The sequence below is a fragment of the Flavobacterium sp. 38 genome (assembly GCF_057799715.1).
The window spans coordinates 509374-530200 of record NZ_JBYNWZ010000001.1 but is presented as its reverse complement, the minus strand read 5'-3'; the positions used below and the strand labels follow the sequence as shown (position 1 = coordinate 530200).

Sequence of the window (20827 nt, the reverse complement as noted above, 5' to 3'; positions counted from 1 at the left end):
ATGAAGAAACTTTTACTATTCATCACGTTATTTTACGGTTTATCTAATGTACTCTATTCTCAAGAAGCTTCTGAGGATGGAGTTGTTTCGTTTTCGTTACCCATAAGAAATTCTTTGAAATTCAATAGATATTTAATTAACCCGACATTTAGTTTTGTTCGTGAATCAAATCCATATATCAGTTTTTATAACAAAAGACAATGGACACAGTTTGAAAATGCTCCTAATACCTATGTTTTTGGTTATTCTGGACGTTTTAGAGAAAACGAAGCTTTTGCAGTTAGTTTGTTTCAACAGAATTATGGTTTAATGACCGTTTTTGGTGGAGTAGCCAATTTTGCTCACAATATTGTTCTTGAAGAAGACAGTAATTTGACATTTGGTTTAAATGCAGGCTTTTATCAAAGTGGTATAAACACTGGAAAAATTATATCGGATGATACCACTATTTTGAATGGAGATTTTCCAAAAAGCACGCTTCTCACAATTAATCCTGGTATTAATTATGGAACTGCTTTCTTAGATTTCGGATTGTCTATTAACAATCTAGTACTTTATAATTTAGGGTCAGGAATGGTAAAAGAAGATCCAGAAAGAGCGATTCAACTGCATGCAATGTACACAGGATACATTGACAGTTATGGCTTTTTTGACAGAAGTAAATTTTCTGGAATTGTTAGAACAGAAATTAAAAAAGATAAAACCGTTATTTCGGGTCTTGGAATGCTTGCACTTCAGCAAGGAGTTTGGGCGCAAGCAGGTTATAACACATTATATGGTGTTTCTGCAGGACTTGGAGTTAATATTTCTCCAAGTATTGCTATTGAATACAATTACGAAAGAGGAATGGGCAATTTCTCTAATTTGGGCGGTTCTCACGAATTTGCTATTGCCTATAAATTCAAAAATAGAAATTACTATTACGGAGATGATGAGGAAGGATCTTTAATTGATCCGTCAAAACCAAAACCAGTACCTGCTAAGCCAAAATCGCAAGCAACTCAAGTTAACAGAACTGAAATTACTGAAAAGAATAGGTTAGCTGCAGAAGCAAAAGCAAAAGCCGACGCGGAAGCGAAACAAGCTAGATTGGCAGCGGCAGAAAAAGTTAGAGCTGACGCTGAGGCTGCAGCCAAAGCAAAATTAGAAGCAGATAATAAAGCTAAAGCAGATGCTGAAGCTGTTAAGATAAGATTAGCTGCGGATGCAAAAGCAAAAGCAGATGCCGCAGCGGCTGCGAGAGCACAAACAGCAACAGCAAACAGAGCTGTTGCAGCGACACAAAAAACACAAGCGCAATTGGCAGCTGACAAAGCAAGAGCAGATGCAGAAGAGCGCAGAATAAAATTAGCGGCTGACAATAAAGCTAGAGTAGATGCAGCGGCGGCGGCGAGAGCACAAGCAGCAGCAAACAAAACAGCGGCTACTCCAGCTCCGCAGAAAACACAAGCGCAATTGGCAGCCGATAAGGCAAAAGCCGATGCGGAAGCAATGAAATTGAAACTAGCTGCGGATGCAAAAGCAAAAGCGGATGCAGAAGCAGCGGCTAAAGCAAAAGCAGAAGCGGCAAATAAACCAGCAGCTCCAGCTCCGGCTCCACAGAAAACGGCTGCACAATTAGCAGCTGACAAAGCTAAGGCAGACGCTGAAGCTGCAGCAAAAGCTAGATTAGCGGCAGCAGAAAAAGTAAAAGCCGATGCGGAAGCAGCAAGACAAGCTAGATTGGCGGCTGCAGAAAAAGCAAAAGCAGATGCAGAGGCAGCAAGATTAAAATTAATTGCTGACAATAAAGCAAAAGCAGATGCAGCAGAAGCAAAACGCAAAGCAGATGCAAAAGCAAAAGCTGAAGCTGCAGATATGCAGTCCATATTAGCAGCAGATGCTAAAGCAAAAGCTGATTCAGATGCATTGCAGGCAAGATTAGCTGCAGAAGCAAAAGCAAAAGCAGCCGCAGAAGCGAAAACAAAAGCTTCTATAGATGCGGCTAACAAAGCAAAAGTGGCTGCAGACTTAAAAGCAAAAGCAGCAGAAGAAGCAGCACTTAAAGAAAAAGCAGCGGCAGAAGCTAAAGCAAAAGCAGATGAAGAAGCAAGGCAAGCGCTTATCGCTGCAGAAGCCAAAGCCAAAGCAGATGCAGAAGCATTAAAAATAAGACAAGCAGAAGAAGCACGTCAGGCACAATTAGCAGCTGAAGCAAAAGCCAAAGCAGATGCGGAAGCACTTCAAGCTAAATTGGTAGCAGATGCTAAAGCGAAAGCCGACGCAGAAGCTGCAGCTAAAGCAAAACTAGAAGCCGATGCAAAAGCAAAAGCTGATGCTGAAGCAGAGAAAATAAGATTAGCAGCAGAAGCAAAAGCGAAGGCAGATGCAGAAGCAGAAACAGCAAGATTAGCTGCTGAAGCCAAAGCCAAAGCAGATATGGAAGCATTACAGGCTAAACTAATTGCTGATGCAAGAGTGAAAGCAGATGCTGAAGCTACGGCAAAAGCGAAAGCAGAAGCAGAAGCTAAAAAATTACAAGAAGCAGAGGATGCTCGTCAAGCGAAATTGGCAGCAGATGCGAAAGCCAAAGCAGATGCAGAAGCAGAAACAGCAAGATTAGCAGCTGAAGCAAAAGCCAAAGCCGATGCAGAAGCTTTACAAGCAAAACAGGCTGCTGAAGAAAAAGCAAGAGTTGAAGAAGAAGCTCGCCAAGCGAAATTAGCAGCAGATGCTAAAGCAAAAGCCGACGCTGAAGCACTTCAAGCGAAACTTGCGGCAGATGCTAAAGCCAAAGCAGATGCAGAAGCCTTACAAGCGAAACAGGCTGCTGAAGAAAAAGCTAGAGTAGAAGAAGAAGCTCGTCAAGCGAAATTGGCAGCTGATGCTAAAGCAAAAGCGGACGCAGAGGCACTTCAAGCGAAACTTGCGGCAGATGCTAAAGCAAAAGCAGATATGGAAGCTTTACAAGCAAAATTACTAGCTGATGCAAAAGTAAAAGCGGATGCAGAAGCAACAGCCAAAGCGAAGGCAGAAGCAGAAGCTAAAAAATTACAAGAAGAGGAAGATGCTCGTCAAGCGAAATTAGCAGCAGATGCAAAAGCGAAAGCCGATGCGGAAGCAGAAAAAGCAAGATTAGCAGCGGAAGCTAAAGCAAAAGCCGATGCAGAAGCATTACAAGCGAAGCAGGCTGCTGAAGAAAAGGCTAGAGTGGAAGAAGAAGCCCGCCAAGCTAAATTAGCGGCAGATGCCAAAGCAAAAGCAGACGCAGAGGCATTAAAAGCAAAACAAGCGGCTGACGAAAAAGCGAGATTGGATGAAGAAGCTCGTCAGGCAAAATTAGCGGCCGATGCAAAAGCTAAAGCCGATGCTGAAGCGCTTGAAGCAAAACTTGCAGCAGATGCAAAAGCCAAAGCAGATATGGTTGCCCTTCAAGCTAAACTTTTAGCAGATGCTAAAGCGAAAGCAGATGCAGAAGCTACGGAGAAATTAAAAGCTGAAGAAGAGACTAGAAGATTAAAAGAAGAGGAAGAGCGCCAAGCAAGATTAGCAGCAGAAAAAGCTAAGGCAGATGCTGAAGCAGCAGCTCTAGCGGCAAAAGCGCAAGATGATACAGGAAAAGCGATTGAAAACTTGACTCAGTCTGTTGAAAGCACACGTAAACTACAGAATGATTTATTAGATCAGTTTAAAGCAACTGTTGCGAACAAGCAAAAAGACTTGAATGATTTAAAAGAGGAGAATGATTTAAGTGAAAAAGGTATTTATAAAGAGCCAAAACCATTTAAGAGTGTAGCGGCAGAAAACAGTCTGATTGAATCATTGAAAGTTCAGATTGCGGATGCCAATAATAGCATGAAAAATGAGATTGCAAAATTGACTAATCTTTATAACGAAAGGAGTAAAAAGTTCCCTAAAGATGATCCTTTGAATAAAGCTTATCTTGAAAAGATAAACGAATTGAAAGCAGCTCAGTTAAAAATGCAAGCAGAAGGCGCTGCTTTAATTGCCGATTTAGAGCGTATTAAAACAGAGACTGAAATCGAGCGTAAACGTAGAATTAAACGTGCCGCTTATGAGAATGATGAAGGAAGATATGCGCAGGACGTTGCCGCTCTTAAACGAATAAAAGAGACGACAAAATTGAGCAGCACACCATTAACATCAAGTGATTTTGATTTTGGTGAAGAGCAGTCGAATATGCAGATTATTAAGAATATTAAAAACTCTGATAGCGGCTATTATTTAATTGTTGCAGTTCATAACAGCGTAGAGAAACGCGATGAGTTCCTTACAAAAGCAGTTGCTGCGGGACGCTCAGACATCAATTTCTTTTACAATGTGACAACAAGTAAATATTACATCTATTACGAGAAGTTTGATGGTTTACAAGAGGCAACAAAAGCTTTAGAAGCTAAAGGAAATAAACCATACAACGGAAGAATGGCCATTGTAAAAGTGGAGAATTAGTAAAAACAGTCGTCTCTCTTAAAAGCTAAGAGAGACATTGAAATAAATGTTATCAAAAACAAATTTTTATCAACTAATGCCCCTTAGAGGATAAACAGAAGTAACAAAAAATGATTATGAAAAAACCTACTACTTTAAGAACGCTGATTTTTGTTTTAGCTCTGCTATTCAATTTTGCCTCCTACTCGCAAAATTGGGTTGCGTTTAATTCAAAGCTTAATTCAAGCTCGAATGAGAACTTATTCTTAAAAGCAAATAATCAGTTTAACGGTCAATTTGGTCTTGAGACCAATTCTGTTAGTGAACCAGGGAAACCTGTTTTTGCAATGGTCAATCCAGCAATTAAGTATGCTCAATCTCCTTATTTGGGAACAGTTTCCATCTGTCCAAATGATGGTAAAGAGCTCCCAAAATTATTTCTTTGCGGAAGCAACGAAACCAGAAAAATTGAAACAGGATTAATAAATCCGCAATCAATTGTTTGGGAAAAATTTAATGCAGGAGGTTCTTGTTTAAACGTTTTAAATACCAATTGTGCTAATGAAACGGCAGCAGCGTCATGCTGGACATCTGTTGGAACTACAGTTGACTATATAGCAAACCAAGCAGGACAATTTAGAGTTCGAATAGTAGACAATGCAGGTGTACCCTATACATTTTATTTTAATGTGTACCAAAACACGCTTGATCCAGGTGCTATTGCTAAAAACGACATCATCAGATATGGTACTAATTGTAGAATTGATGGAAAAATTACAGTTAATGGTTTTGGTAGCGGTTACGAGTATGGATTAACTACCAATACCTCTCCACCATCAACATGGCAGGAGAGTAACATTTTTACCGTTACTACAGCTGGAAGTTATAACGTATTTATCCGATTAAAAGGAGTATCAGGTTCTTGTGATTTTAAAGTTCCAAATATTGTAATTGAGCCAAAAGATTTTTCAGTTTCAACTCAAATAAATTCGCCTAAGTGTAGTGGAGGATTAGGAAGTATTAGAGTATCTAATACAGATGTCAATTTGCAATACATATACAAACTTACTGGTCCTACTAACATTGAAACTCCTGCTTCAACTGTACCTAATAAGATTTTTGATGGTTTAGCATCTGGTACATATACGTTAGAAACGACTATTGTTGGTGCGCCAGCTTGTATGAAAGATACCAAAAGAGATCTTATTATAGTAGCAAGTCCAAGTACCTTAACGAATACATCAAGTAGAACAAGAAATTTAAGCCCTTGTGAAACAGGAATCATTACGGGTTCGGCAAGTGGAGGAAAAACACCATACCGTTATTCTGTTAACATTAATAACGCTGGATTTGTAAATGTTGCAAATGTTGATGGTGAGATTACTGTAGCCCAATCAGGAACTTATGTAGTACGTGTGGAAGATGGTAATGGCTGTACAGCAGATAAAACAATTACCATTGGGGCTGTTGAAAAACCTTCTTACATGGTTCAAAAGGAAGATGGAAATTGTACAGGAAAAAAAGGAAGCATTACGGTAAATATAGTAGATGCAAAGGGGTTTACAGATATAGAATATAGTATTAAAAATGGTGCTAGTAATAGTTTTGTAACTTCAAATACATTTACTAATCTACCATCTGGAATTTATTATGTAGTAGTACGATATAGAAAAAATGGAATTACTGGAAACAGGGGCTCTTATTGCGTTGATGCACCTGTAATGATTACAGTTGGAGCAGCAAACCCATTAACGGCTTCTGCAGGTATCGCTGCTTTGTCGGGTTGTGGTCCTGCAGGTGAAGAATTGAAAGGTCTTGCTCGTATTGTTAACCCGCAAGGAGGTATTCCATTCCCTGGTGCAAATCCTTATAAATATAGTTTTATGGGATCTCCTTGGCAGGATTCAAACGAAATGTATATTAATCCAGGAGGACCATATACATTTAGTGTGATGGATGCGGCAGGATGTAAATTCGATATGACAGGTATTTATTTAGATCCAAAGCCAGCACCGCCAACTATAAAAATTTTAGACCCTGTATTCAATTGTGATGGTTCGGCTACCAGTACGGTTCAAGTAAATGGTGGCGTGCCAGATGCAAAATACAGTTATAAATATTATATTGATGGTTTCCTTAATCCAAATACTCCATCAAATGTATTTTTAAATGTTCCTCAAGGTCTTCATACTATTACGGTAGAATACACTGTAACAAGTGTAACAACTTATAGTAACTTATTGGTTGAAAATTTTGGTAGTGGAGGAACTACTACTACACCAGGTATTGCGGGTACATATTGTTTTAACGACCAAAGAGAAGATGCTCCTTATACTTGTTCTCTAAATGGAACGCCGACCCGTTCGGTTGAGGATAACCAATATTCTGTTACGAATTTCTTTTGGAGAAGTGATGATTACAGAAATGGTACTTTTACAGGAAACGGAGCATGGTATCACTTTAAAGACCATACAACAGCTGGTAATGCTACACCAGATGCAGAAGGAAGATATTTATTGATTAATATTGGTAAGGCAGCGGGAGACTATGGAGTTTTATATAGTAAGCCAATTGTTGATGTAATTCCTGATCAGCCCGTTTTAATTGACTTGTATGTTGGTAACTTGCTTAAACTAGGTAAAGATGGAGATTCACCAAGTCTTATCTTCGAATTAGTAGATGAGGCTGGTAATGTTGTTGCTACAGATAGAATTGGTAAAATTGCCGAAGATAAAAATGGTTCAGAAAGAAACAAGTGGTTGCTAAAATCACTAGCATTAAATCCTGGTAATAACACAAAACTAACATTCAAGATTCGTTCAGGAAGTATTGAATACGGAGGAAATGACTTGGTTATGGATGATATCTGGGTTCGTCAGATACCAAGAGCGTGTGGTACTGTTCAGGATTTTGATATCAACATTGATCCATCAAAAGTTTTCACTGCATCTGTAACAGGTGTAAAAGATGTACTTTGTTTTGGAGATAAAAATGGAGAACTTACTATAAGCGCAGTAAATTTTGATCCTAACAAAGGGTTTCAATATTCTTTGGATGGTACAAACTGGACAACAGTAAAACCTGTTCCAGCGGCATCTACAGGAAGTGTTACGATTAAAAACTTGGAAGGTAAAAATTATCAAATTCAAGTGCGTTATGAAGATAAGGCAGGAAGTTGTTTAGTACCACTTACTCAAGATATTAAAGCACCGGCTATTTTAACTGTAAAAGCAAGTATTACTAAACAAGCAACATGTACAGAAGGAGCTACAATTACTGCTAAAGCAGAAGGAGGTACACCAGCTTACGAGTTTGAACTTATTGATGCAGTAACTGGCGCTATTGTAAAACCAAGACAGCCAGTTACAGATGATGTTGCTATGACTTCAGACTTTACGAATGTTGGTAAAGGAACATACAAAGTAAAAGCATATGATAAAAATGGCTGTAAAAATAATGTTGATGTAACAATCACTGTTAATACACCGGATCCAATTGAGGCAGTTTTAGCAACTAGCTCAGATCTTTGTTATACTGATAGTAAAAAAGCTACTATTGTTGTTACGATTAAAGGAGGTACGGCTCCTTTTACCTATAGTTTAAACGGAGCAGCAGCTGTAAACTCTAACACTTTTAAAGATTTGATACCAGGTTCTTATGTAATCACGGTAACAGATGGAAATGGTTGTACAGATGATACAGAGGCAATTGTAATTGAAGAAGAACTTACTGTAGAGGCATCTGTAACTCAGACTTTAAAATGTGTAACACCTCCAGCAACTGCTTCTGCGGTTATTACAGGTGAAATTAAAGGAGGTAAATCACCATTTGGTGTAACGCTTGTTTCAGGTCCTGGTACAGGAACATTCAATTACCCAACTTCTGATACATTTACATTTACAGCAACGGTACCAGGTATTTACACTTTTGAAATTTCAGATTCACAAAAGTTTGTTTGTAAAACAACGGTAGAAGCAGAAATTAAAGCTCCTACAAAACCAGTAGCATCAGCTGATCCTACAAATCCTAAGTGTTACGATGCAGCAACAGGATCTGTTGTACTTTCAGGCTCTTTAGGATCGGGAAGCGGTTATGAATATAATTTTAATAATGAAGGATTTAAAACAAAATCAACATATACAGGCTTAAGTGCTAATGTAATCTATAGCTACCAAGTTAGAGATGATAACGGATGTGTATCTGATGTAAAAACATTCACTTTATCACAGCCAACCGAATTAAAAGGTGAAATTAAGGCAACTGAGCTAGGATGTAATGGCAGTAATACTGTAGATGCAGTAGTTACGGTTACAGCAAGTAATGGTACAGGCCCTAAATATCAATATAGTTTTAATAACAACACAAGTTATTCAGACAAAAACACTTATAGCACATCTATTGCTGGAGATGTAACAGCCTATATTAAAGATGAAAATGGTTGTGAAATCGGACCGCTTAAAGTTACTATTGCAACTTTGAACCGAATCACAGACATTACAATAACTGATAATGGATACGATTGTTCTACAACACCAGCAGGTGGACATGTAAATATCGCTGCGGTAAAAGCGGGTGTTTCAGCACCTATTCGTTACCAAATTGTTTCGGGTCCTGTCGGATATGACACGGCACAAAACTCTGATGGTGAATTTAAAGGATTAGTGCCAGGTGAATACACTTTCAGAGCTACTGATACTAAAACAGGCTGTTCTTTTGATAAACAATACACTGTAAAAGGAATTCCAGACATTAAAGCAGGTGGATCTGTTGTTACCTCTATCAATTGCTTTGGAGGAACAGGAAATATTGAATTTACTGTAAATGGTGCAAAAGACAGAGGGTATGATTATGTAATCACAAACGGATTAGGTACTATTATCCAACAAGCGAATAATGTATCAGAAACAACAACAACCATAACTGTTACTTCTGCATTACCAGCAGGAGTTTATACGATTAAAGCAACAGATAGAAAAACGAAGTGTGAAGCTACTTATTCTGTTACAATATCTCAACCAGCTGCAGCATTAAATGTAAGTGCGACTGCAACTAAGATTACTTGTAAAAACGGAAAATCTGATATTACAGTAACAGTTACTGGTGGAACTAAAAATTATTCATATGCTGTAGCTAGAAGCACAGATCCTAAGCCGACAGCATTTGGTACAAATGCAGTTCTTACAGTTGATACTAATTTGGGAGCAAATGTAAAATGGACTGTTTATGTAAAAGATGCTAATGGTTGCGAAGGAAGTTTTACGGTTGATATTGAAAGCGAAGAAACGCCTACAGTAACAGCTTCTTTAGATAGCCAATGTACTCCAACAGGTACAGGTAATATTTTTACTATTACTGCTACGGGTAACGGTTTAGCTCCATTAAAATATAGTATCGATGGAACAACATTTAAAACAGGTAATACATTTAATGTTCCAGCAGGTAAATATACAGTAACTGTAGAAGACAAAAATGGCTGTAGAGCTACTGCTCCTGCAGATGTAGAGATAAGTAAAGAATTGAAAGCTTTAGCAAGTGTAACTAAAGGACTAGATTGTAGTACTACACCAGATGCTGAAATTACTGTTGAGATTGAAGGCGGTAAAGGACCATACAATTACACGATCAAAAAAGGAACAGCAGCAGCTGGATCTGTAAATACAATTAATGCAGGACCAATAGTTCTGCCAGTGACAAAAGCTAATGCTGATATTTACGTGTTTGATATTACAGACGCTAACGGATGTAATGTAATAGTAGACGCTACAGTTTTAACAATCACAGATCCTGTGGTTTCTGTAAAATCTTCTGCTAATCCATCTTGTGATGGCTATTCTGATGGTGCTGTAGAATTACAAGCTACAGGTGGTTCAGGAAGTGGATATCAATTTAGTTTTGACGGAAGCGGATTTACTGATACAACGTATTACTCAAATTTAGGTGCTGGAACTTATTCATACGAAGTTATTGATGGAAAAGGATGTAAACACAGCGGATCTATTACTTTAACTGCACCAAATGAATTAATAGTTTCAGTTGATGAAGTACCATTTTCTTGTGATACAAATAACGACAAAGTAAAAGGAACAGTTACACTAGATGTTACTTCTGGTGGAACTGCACCATATAAATATAGCTTTAATGGCGGAGGTTTAAGTTCATCTCTTGGAGCTAACATATTAACTTTAAATGACACAGGAGTAGATCAGTCTTATACTTATACTGTTACAGATGCAAACGGATGTTCTGTTTCTGGTAGTGGAGTTTTAAAAGCATTGAATGCGCCTAAAATTCTTGAAATTAAAGGAACTCCTATTTTCTGTGAGCCTAGTACAAGATTATTAAGTACAGTTACCGTTACAAAAGTTACTAATACAGGTGTAGATCCTGTTACTTATGCTATTATTGAGCCTGCTGCTCACATAGGAAATACTACAGGTCTAACGACTGGAGAATTTAAAGATTTACCAGTAGGAACATATAAATTTAAAGTAACAGATAATAACGGATGTTTTGCAGTAGGTACTTACGAAGTTAAGCCAGCTGTAAAAATTGACCTTAATGCTTCTATCTCTAAACAAGTATATTGTAAAGATGATAATAGCGCGGTAATTCTATTAGAAGTTACTAAATTTAATACTACTTATAAATACAGTGTTAATGGTGTAGAGACATTAGGTGTATCCGCGTCAACAATCACTATACCTAATTTAGCGGATGGAAATTATAAGATTATTGCTACTGACGAAGAAACTGGATGTACAGATGAGGCTGATTTAACAATTACAGAACCTGCAAAAGAATTGACTGCTATAATAGATCAGAAAAATGCGAATTGTAAAGTGTCGACTTCTAAAATTACGGTAACTCCTGATGGAGGATCAGGTACTTATACCTATGCATTCGTACAAGATGGTGTTGATCCTGCAACAAGCTATAGATCTAGTAATGTGGCAGATCTTGCGGCAACTCCAAGCCCAGATTGGGATGTTTGGGTAAAAGATGCAAACGGATGTACATTTAAAATAGATGTTAATGTTAAAACAGATGCGGCTCCTACTGTTACTGCTTCGGCTGCTGGACAATGTTTAGGAGATGGAGATTACACCATAACAGCTAACGGAACAGGTGTAGGAACTTTAGAGTATAGCATTGACGGTACAAATTTCAAAACAGGTAATACGTTTATCGTAACAGTTGCTAAAGATTACACTATTACAGTTAGAGACGGAAATGGTTGTACTGCAACTACAACTACTCCAATTCATGTATATGACAAAGTAACGTTAAGCGCTAAAATAGACAAGAATATTACTTGTACTCCAGGTAGCGAAGCGGCTAAAATAACATTAACAGCTAGTGGAGGAAACCCTGGATATACCTATACAAGTAATCTTACTACAGGAACATTTACTAGTGCGGGAGTGTTTGAAACTACGGCACAAGGAAATTATATGTTTACAGTAACAGATGCAAATGGTTGTTCTGCAACTATCCCTGCTGCTGTAATTATTAAAAACCCAACAACTCCAGTAATCACTTCTGTAACGCCTACAAATATTCTATGTAACGGAAGCACAACAGGAGCGCTTACAATAGTTTATGACAATACTAAAGGAGTTGGTCCATTTGAAATTATTGTAAGACAATATGATGATGCGGCGCATACTAATTTACTTAACGATTTTGGTTCTCAAACGACAGGATTGCCAGCAGGTTATTATGTGGTAACTTTAACAGACAATAACGATTGTTCTATTACTGCATCTGCACAAATAACGGAACCAGACCCAATTAAGGTTGTTTATACTACTGAACCGCTTAAATGTACTGGTAAAGGAATTACCCAAGGTAGTATTACTATTCAACAGGTAACTGGTGGATCGCCAAATTATAGTTATATTGTAACTGGTATTAATAATTATTACAAAAGATTTGACAATCAAACGGGTAGTGCACGCTTTGAAATCGTAGATTTCGGTTTATACCAAATTAGAGTTGAAGATAAAAATGGTTGTGCGCCTTTTATTATAGATGATGTTTTAATTGCGGCACCAGTAACTGAATTAGGTATAGAAGTTTCTACAGCGGCAGATTGTACAAATGGTGGTAGTGCGACAGTTAAAATTTTAGGAGCTTTTACAGGAAGTGGTGATTTTCATTTTAATATTTATAATGGTACACCTCAGGTATGGCTTGATCCAGCTCTAGATCCAGCTAATGCAGCAACCAATCTTGCAAACGGATGGATTGATGAAACTTTCCCAGGAAGTAAAGTAGGTGTATTTACAGGTCTTACCCCAGGTAAAACATATACTTTCATTATTTATGATGAAAGTACAGAATGTTATTATTTCCAAACATCGGAAGATCCTATTCCTAGTACATCAACATTAGTAATAGAAAGTTTTACTCCTGAAAACATTACATGTAAGGGAGCGAATAACGGAAATGTTAGTTTTGAGATTACAAATCCTTATGCTACTCCTGTAAATATTAAGTATGAAGTATTCACTGCCTTCACCAATAATTTAATTAGTACTGGAAATCAGTCAATTCCAGCTGGAGGTACAATAACGGTAAATCAAGCATCTACAGTGCCATTGCCAGTAGGAACGTATTATATTTTAGTTTCTGAGACTTCTGGAGCAAATGCAGGTTGTGGTGTTTCTACTGCTAATTTCAATATTAAAGAATCGACTGTATTATTGACAGTTACGGCTTCTGTTGCTAAAGATGCAAATTGTAAAAATTTATCAGGAATAATTACGGCTAGTGCACTTGGTGGAACTCCTTTTGTTCCAATTCTTCCGCTTACTGGGCCAGCATATTTTAAATACATGCTGTTATTACAAACAGATGCAGCACCAACAGATCCAAAAGATGTGCGTTGGGACTCTAAAAATACATTCAATGCAAATGCAGATAACTATACGGTTTATGCATTAGATGCTTACGGATGTATCGCAGAGTATGACATTACTTTAACAAAAGATGACGATCCTGTTGTTGATCTACCTGCACCATTCTGTTATGACGGTTCTACGGCATTTACAATAACGGTTACAGGTACGACAGATCCATCAATTGCAGATGGACCAACATATAGTATTAACGGAAGTGGTTGGCAAACAGATCCAGATTTCCAGTACAATGCGGCAGGAAATTATGATATATCAATTAAAGATGGTAACGGTTGTATAGACACAAAACGTTTTGTAGTTTACCCTCAATTGAAACTAAAAGTTGAGAAGAAAAAAGGTTTAGATTGTACTCCAACGCCAAATGCTCAGATAGAACTTATAGCTTCAGGCGGAGAAGGATCTTCTTATGTTTTGGAGTATTCATTAAATGGTGCTGGATATTTGCCAGTAACACTATTAGCAGGAAATATTTTTGAAGCTACTGCAGCAGGTGATTATATTTTCAGATTGACAGATACAGGAAACCCTGCAACTCCGTCTTGTTTTGTAACAGAGGAGTTAAAGATAGAGTCAATTCCTGCAATTACATTTGATACAATTGAAACAAACTTAACTTGTGAAAACAGCGGTAACGGTGCTATAACAGTTAATGTTACTTCAGGTGTTGGACCTTTCAAGTTCACATTGACAGATGGTACAACTACTTGGGGACCTCAAGACGAAAGCGAGTTTACAGGTTTAGCAGCAGGAACAACTTATACTGTTACAGTACAAGATGGTACTTCATGTACATTACAAGAAAATAATATTGTAATTACACAGCCTTTAGCTCTTACAGCAACCGCTTCGGCAGCGGCTTACAGTTGTGAGCCAGATACTAATACAGCTCGTCCAACAACTGTTACAGTTACGGTTACAGTAGGTACAGGTACAGGACCATACAAATATAAATTTGGAACTGCTACGACATACGATGATAAAAATACATTAAGTGTTGATGGTAATTTTACTGGAATTAAGACAATCAATTATTCTGTTCAGGATGCTAACTTATGTGTATTTAACGGAACAGTAAATGTAGATCCTTACCAAGGACTTACTGGATTAGCAATTACAGGAACAGATGTAACTTGTATTAATACACAATCAGATGTGACAGTTGTTGCTCAAGGCGGTTATCCAAATTACACTTACGAGATTGTTTCTCCGGCATCTGCTACAGGTAATATAACAGGTCAGACATCAGGAATCTTTACAGATCTTGATCCAGATACGTATAGATTCAAAGTAACAGACAACAACGGATGTTCATTTGAAGCTGAACACACAGTTGATCGTGTAGTAAATATTACGGCTTCTGGTGCAAACATAAAAAATGTAGATTGTAATGAAACACCAGCACAAGCCAATGGTTCGGTTGCATTTACAGTGGCTAACTTTAAAGGTGGTTATACGTACAATATAACTCCAACAGTTACAGGTACAAAAGTTAGTTATACCGGTTATGATGTAATTACTGTTACAGGACTTCCTGTAGGAACTTATAGAATTGATATTGAAGATACAGTAACTGGTTGTACGACTTTTGCAGAGGCAGAAGTTAGCCAACCATTGAACCCAGTTGGTATCTCAATTGTGAGCAATACACATGCTAACTGTAAAACTGGTGCAATAGTTACCGTAAAAGGTGAAGGTGGTACAATTGGTACAGGATACAAATATGCATTTGCTGCTGATGGAGCATTACCAGTATTTGTTGCTAGTGCAAGCAGCGTTTTAGATCCAACAAAAACTTGGAAAGCTTATGTACAAGATGCAAATAATTGTGTTGCAGAAATAGATATTCCAATTACTGTAGATGCTGACCCAGTTATTAATAGTGTTAGCAATGTATGTTATACGGGCGGACCAATAAAAGTTACTCTTTCTGGTACTGTAGCAACTGGAACAGGTGTACCTAGATATAATATAGGAAATGGATGGACTTATGATGATACTTTTACATTGTATGCTCCTGGAAAATATGAATTTTCTATTATGGATGGTAATGGCTGTACTTCAGTAAACAAATTTGAATACACATTAAACCAACAATTATTATTAACGGCTGATTTAGTAGATGATATTACTTGTAAACCAGGTACCGCTGGAGATGCAGTTATAGATTTAGTGGCGACTCAAGGTGAAATTACATTACCATACAAAACTATTCAGTACTCTACAGACGGTGTTACATTTAATGATGTTCCATCTGTACCATTTACGACAAACATAGCAGGGACTTATACTTTTAGAGTAGAAGATGCGGCTGGTTGTCAGGCAGTTTCTAAAGAAGTAATTGTTTCTGATAAAACAACTCCTGAGTTTTCATATAAGAAAGTTGATATTAGCTGTTTTGGAGCAGATAACGGAAGTTTTGCAATTACTCCTCGTGACGGAGTTGAACCATACCAATACAGTCTTGATGGATTAGCATATAATTCACAAAGTGAATATATTGGATTAACACCAGGTACTTACCACGTTTATGTTAAAGATGCAAAAGAATGTGTGGTAGATCATGATATCGAAATCATTGAGCCAGCTCAATTAGTGGTAACTCCAGTTGTAACTCCATTTGGATGTAGTACAACAAACAATATTGTTGATGCTCAGGTAAGACTTGACGCAACATTTGGTACATCTCCATATAGCTATAGTTTTGATAATGGAGTGAAATTCTCAGATACTGAAGATAGTATAACAGTTAATACTGCAAGAACTATTAGATATGTTGTAGTAGATAAAAATGGATGTAGAGTTGCTGGTACTGTGGATGTTGATCCATACAACCCTCCAACTGAAATTAAATTAGAGGCAACACCTATTTACTGTAATACACCTGGAGGTTTCGCAACGGTAACTGTTACAGAGGTAAAAGGCCCACCAGCAGGAACAGCATATACGTATGAGATTACAAGCCCAGCTGCTTTTGTAGCTTCTAATAATACTGGAATTTTCCCTAATCTAGTAGCAGGTAACGTATACGAATTTAAAGTAACAGACGATGCTTCTAAATGTTATGCAACAGGCTCAATCAAAATTGAGAAAGCTTCAGAAATTAGTGTAAAAGAACAATCATCAAATGATGTTTTCTGTAACGGAGAAACTACCGGAGCAATAACATTCGAAATTAGCAACTATATAACAGCAGGAGCTTATAGTTATAACTTATCTCCTAATCCGTTAGCAATAGTGCCAGTTCAGGTAGGTGATGTAGTTACATATTCAGGTTTAGGTTCAGGAACTTATACTTTCACAGTTACAGATGACACATCAGGCTGTACAGCTGAGGTGGCTAATTTCTTAATTGATCAGCCAGCTAATCCTCTTGATTTTACAGCAGTTGCTACAGATATTAACTGTATCAAGAAAACAGCTATCATTACGGTAACAGCTACTGAAGGTACACCAGGTTATAAATATGCAGTATTGAAATCAGGAGATACATCTGCTCCAGTATACGGAGACAGTAACAAGCTTGAAGTAGATACTAATAATGGTACAGACTTAGCATGGGATGTTTATGTTAAAGATTTGAACAATTGTTCAATTACAAAAGTTCAAAATATTTCAACAGCTCCATTGCCAGGAGGTATTACAATTGATCCTTATAGCCAGTGTAGAGATGAAATCACTGGTAAGTATACTTTCACGGTAAAAGTAGCTACAGGTATTGCTCCATTTAAATACAGTATAAATGGTGTAGATTTCCAAGATAGCGAAACATTTGTAGTTGATAATCCAGGTAATTACACAATTACGGTAAAAGATGCTAATGGTTGTCCAGTTACAGCACCAACTCAGGTAGCTATTTCAGACGAATTAGTATTAAGCTATAGTCTTGATATATTACCTAGCTGTGATGAAAATGATGGAGAAATTAATGGTACTGCAACCGGAGGTTCATCTAGTGCAAACTATGTATTTACATTAGATAATAATGGTTTCCCACAAACAGGACCGACGTTTAAATTTATAAAAGTTTCTTCAGGATCCCACTTTATTGAAGTGTTAGATACTGCAACAGGATGTAAAGACAGAGTAGAATTTGACATTAAAGCAGCAACACCAATTGATGGATTTGCTGTAAAAGGTACAGGAGTTACATGTTTTGGAAGTACAAATGGAACTATAACAGCTTCAATTACTGCTGGATCAGCAAATGACGATCCTATTTACAAGTACTCATTATGGGGTACATCAAAAGGAAGCCCAGTACCAGATGTTAATCTACCAGCACAAGACAGTGGTTCTTTCACTAATCTTAAACCAGGAGATTATACAGTAGTTGTAGTTTCTGGAAGAGGCTGTACAACATCATTGCCATTTAAAGTAACTGAGCCAAATCTTATTACTGTAGACCCTCCAGTGGTAACCCCATATGGTTGTACAACAGACAATACGACTAATTATGCTACAGTTACAATAGATAAAACTACTATTAAAGGTGGTTCTGGCACATACAACTATTTCCAATTTGTTAGAGATAGAAATGGTGTAGTAGATATTGCTTATGAAGGACCTTCTAATGTGTATACAGAAACAGATTTCCTAGGCGGAAAATATACTGTAAATGTATTTGATAATAAAGGATGTATGGGAACATCTCTAGAAAGAGAAGTATTACCATTCGTTGCAATGGATAGAATTGATCTAGCGATTACTCCAATAACTTGTGCTGTAAACGAAAGTGTAGTAGTTACTGTAAAAGCATTTGACGGTAGCACAATTACACCTTTAGAGTACACACTTGATGGAGTAAACGGAACAGTATTTAACGAGACAAACACAAATGGTTCATTTACAGGATTAGCAATAGGACACTACCTAATCTCGGTAAGAAACCCAGCAACTGGATGTGTAATTAAGAGAGATTACTTTGTTAATGATCCAAATACATTCGATTTAATTGCACAAAGCTATAGCAACGTTATATGTTACGGAGCAGCAAACGGAAGCGTAGATTTAGTTCTAGTTGATAATTTAACAGTGCCAACAGATGATGCTGGAGAGTTTGATTATACAATGACTGATGGTTTAGGAAACATATCTACGGGTAGAAGTGATGCAACTGGAAAAGTGACTATAGGTGGTTTAGTAGCTGGAAATTATAATGTAAAAGCAGTTCTAAGAGGCACACCATTCTGTGAAGTAGAAACAAACTTTACAATACAGCAGCCAGTAAAAGCATTGGAGATATTTGAAAATCATGCTCCAATTTCTTGTACACCAGGTAATGACGGAAAAATCACGATCTCTGCTGATGGCGGATGGCCAGGAGTTTACCAATACGAATTGGTTGGACCAGTTAGTTCTGCATACTCTGATAAATTTGAGTTTACAGATTTACCAGCAGGAACTTATACATTAAATGTAAAAGATCTTGGAGGATGTGTGGCAACAACTACAGTAGAATTAGCTAATCCGCTGCCAATTACAGCAACTGCTACAGCAACAGCAACAACATTGTCTTGTTACGGCGGTACTGATGGAGTAATTACAGTTACTAATGTAACAGGAGGCCAAGGCAGTAACTATGCTTACATCTTAAACATGTTATCAGTTACTCCAGTTATCTCTACTGCGGCTCAAGATTCTCCAATCTTTACAGGATTAGGAGCAGGAAGATACTCAGTAACTATTGTAGACCAGCTTAATTGCGAAGGAACTACTGTAGAAGTTACAATTGATCAACCAGCTGAGATTGTTCCTACATTAGAGTTAGCAACAGGTATTACTTGTAAAACAGATGCTACTTTAACATTAACAGCAGTTGGAGGAACAGGAACATACGAATATAGTGCTGATAAAAACTTCACTACAGTATTAGGTACATTGCCAGCAACGTTCCCTGTAAGTGTAGGAGACCACCAATATTTTGTTAGAGATTCTAACGGATGTACGTCATCTATTTCTAACAATGTTACAATAGACGAGCTAACGCCTCTAACGTTAGACTTAGACTTAAGCAACGCTATTGTTTATTGTAAAGGAGATTCAACAGCAGCAATTGATGCTGTAGCAAAAGGAGGTTTAACAAATTATATCTATACTTTATATGATGGTAATGGGGTTCTTGTAAGACCAGCACAATCTGAAGGATATTTTGATTTGCTTCCTCAAGGAACTTATATAGTACGCGTTGACAGTGGAGATTGCCAATATGATTCTGCTGCGATAGTTATTAATGAACCAGCAGAAGGACTTGCAGTTACTTCTAGTGCAACAGACGCAACATGTTTCGGTGCAAATGATGGAAAAATTACAGTTACTGCATCTGGTGGTACAGGCGTAATTAAATATGCAATTTCACCTAACTTAGGTTTATTCGATGAGAAATCAGTATTTGATCGTTTAGCTCCAGGTAAGTATACAATTTTAGTACAAGATGAAAATTCTTGCTTCACAATTCTAGAGCATGAAATTAAAGAACCAAATGTATTAGGAGGAAAAGTTCTTGGTCCAATTGTTCAGGAAATCTGTGACGGTGATAAAGATGGAGAATTCAGTATTGAAATTTCTGGTGGAACGCCTCCATATACTGTAAGTCTAGATAATGAGAACGGAGTATATGTAGCAGTTACTGGTAACCAGCACACTTTTAGTGCTCTAAAAGGAGGAATCCATAATGTGTACATCAAAGATGCAAGCTGTATTACGATGTTAGAAGTAAGAATGGATAATGCCGTAATTCTTAAACCTACTGCAGAAGTAACATACGATTGTGTGAACAATGCTCAGGCAAATATGGTAATTGTAAAAGTTGATGATTCTAATAGTCCAACAGATGTAGATTACTCTCTAGACAATAGTGGAGTATACCAGACAAGTAACATCTTTACAAATGTTCCTGCTGGTGATCACTTCATCGTTGCGAGACACACTAACGGATGTGAAGTACCAACGCCAATCTTTACTGTTAATGCAGTTGCAGAACTTGGTTTAATAGATATCACTAACCAAAGCAAAGACATCAATACAATTGTTGTTCAAGCTTCTGGTGGAGTTGCTCCTTACGAGTACAGCTTCAATGGTGAACCATTCTCATCATCTAATAGCTATAGAATCTACAAAACTGGAGTTTATAAAGTGATCGTGAGAGATAAAAATGGTTGTGAGGCAACAATTGATGTTGAAGGTACATTCTACGATTTCTGTATGCCAAACTACTTTACGCCAAATGGTGCTACAAACACTACAATTGGTCCAGACTGTGGAGCATTAGCATACAAAGAATTAACGTTCGATATTTATGACAGATACGGTAGAGTAGTAGCGAAATACCGTGTAGGTGGAAAATGGGATGGTATATACCACGGAAGTGAATTGCCAACAGGTGACTACTGGTACGTTCTTAAACTAAATGATCCGAAAGATCCGAGAGAATTTGTTGGACATTTCACATTATACAGATAACAAAATTATAGCCCCAATGA

At 37.4% G+C, this 20827-nt stretch carries 2 protein-coding genes; both read left to right on the top strand.

What is annotated here, in order from left to right:
* Window positions 1–4449 (top strand): PorP/SprF family type IX secretion system membrane protein, encoded by a 4449-nt coding sequence (locus AC3E9W_RS02210; protein WP_488766602.1) that lies wholly within the window; start codon window positions 1–3, stop codon window positions 4447–4449.
* Between the two features lie 116 nt (window positions 4450–4565).
* Window positions 4566–20807 (top strand): T9SS type B sorting domain-containing protein, encoded by a 16242-nt coding sequence (locus tag AC3E9W_RS02205; protein WP_488766600.1) that lies wholly within the window; start codon window positions 4566–4568, stop codon window positions 20805–20807.
* Window positions 20808–20827 lie beyond the last annotated feature (20 nt).

What these genes read in the sequence shown, in the direction of transcription:
- AC3E9W_RS02205 (WP_488766600.1), top strand. Translation starts at nt 4,566, where the DNA reads ATGAAAAAACCTACTACTTTAAGAACGCTGATTTTTGTTTTAGCTCTG.
- AC3E9W_RS02210 (WP_488766602.1), top strand. Translation starts at nt 1, where the DNA reads ATGAAGAAACTTTTACTATTCATCACGTTATTTTACGGTTTATCTAAT.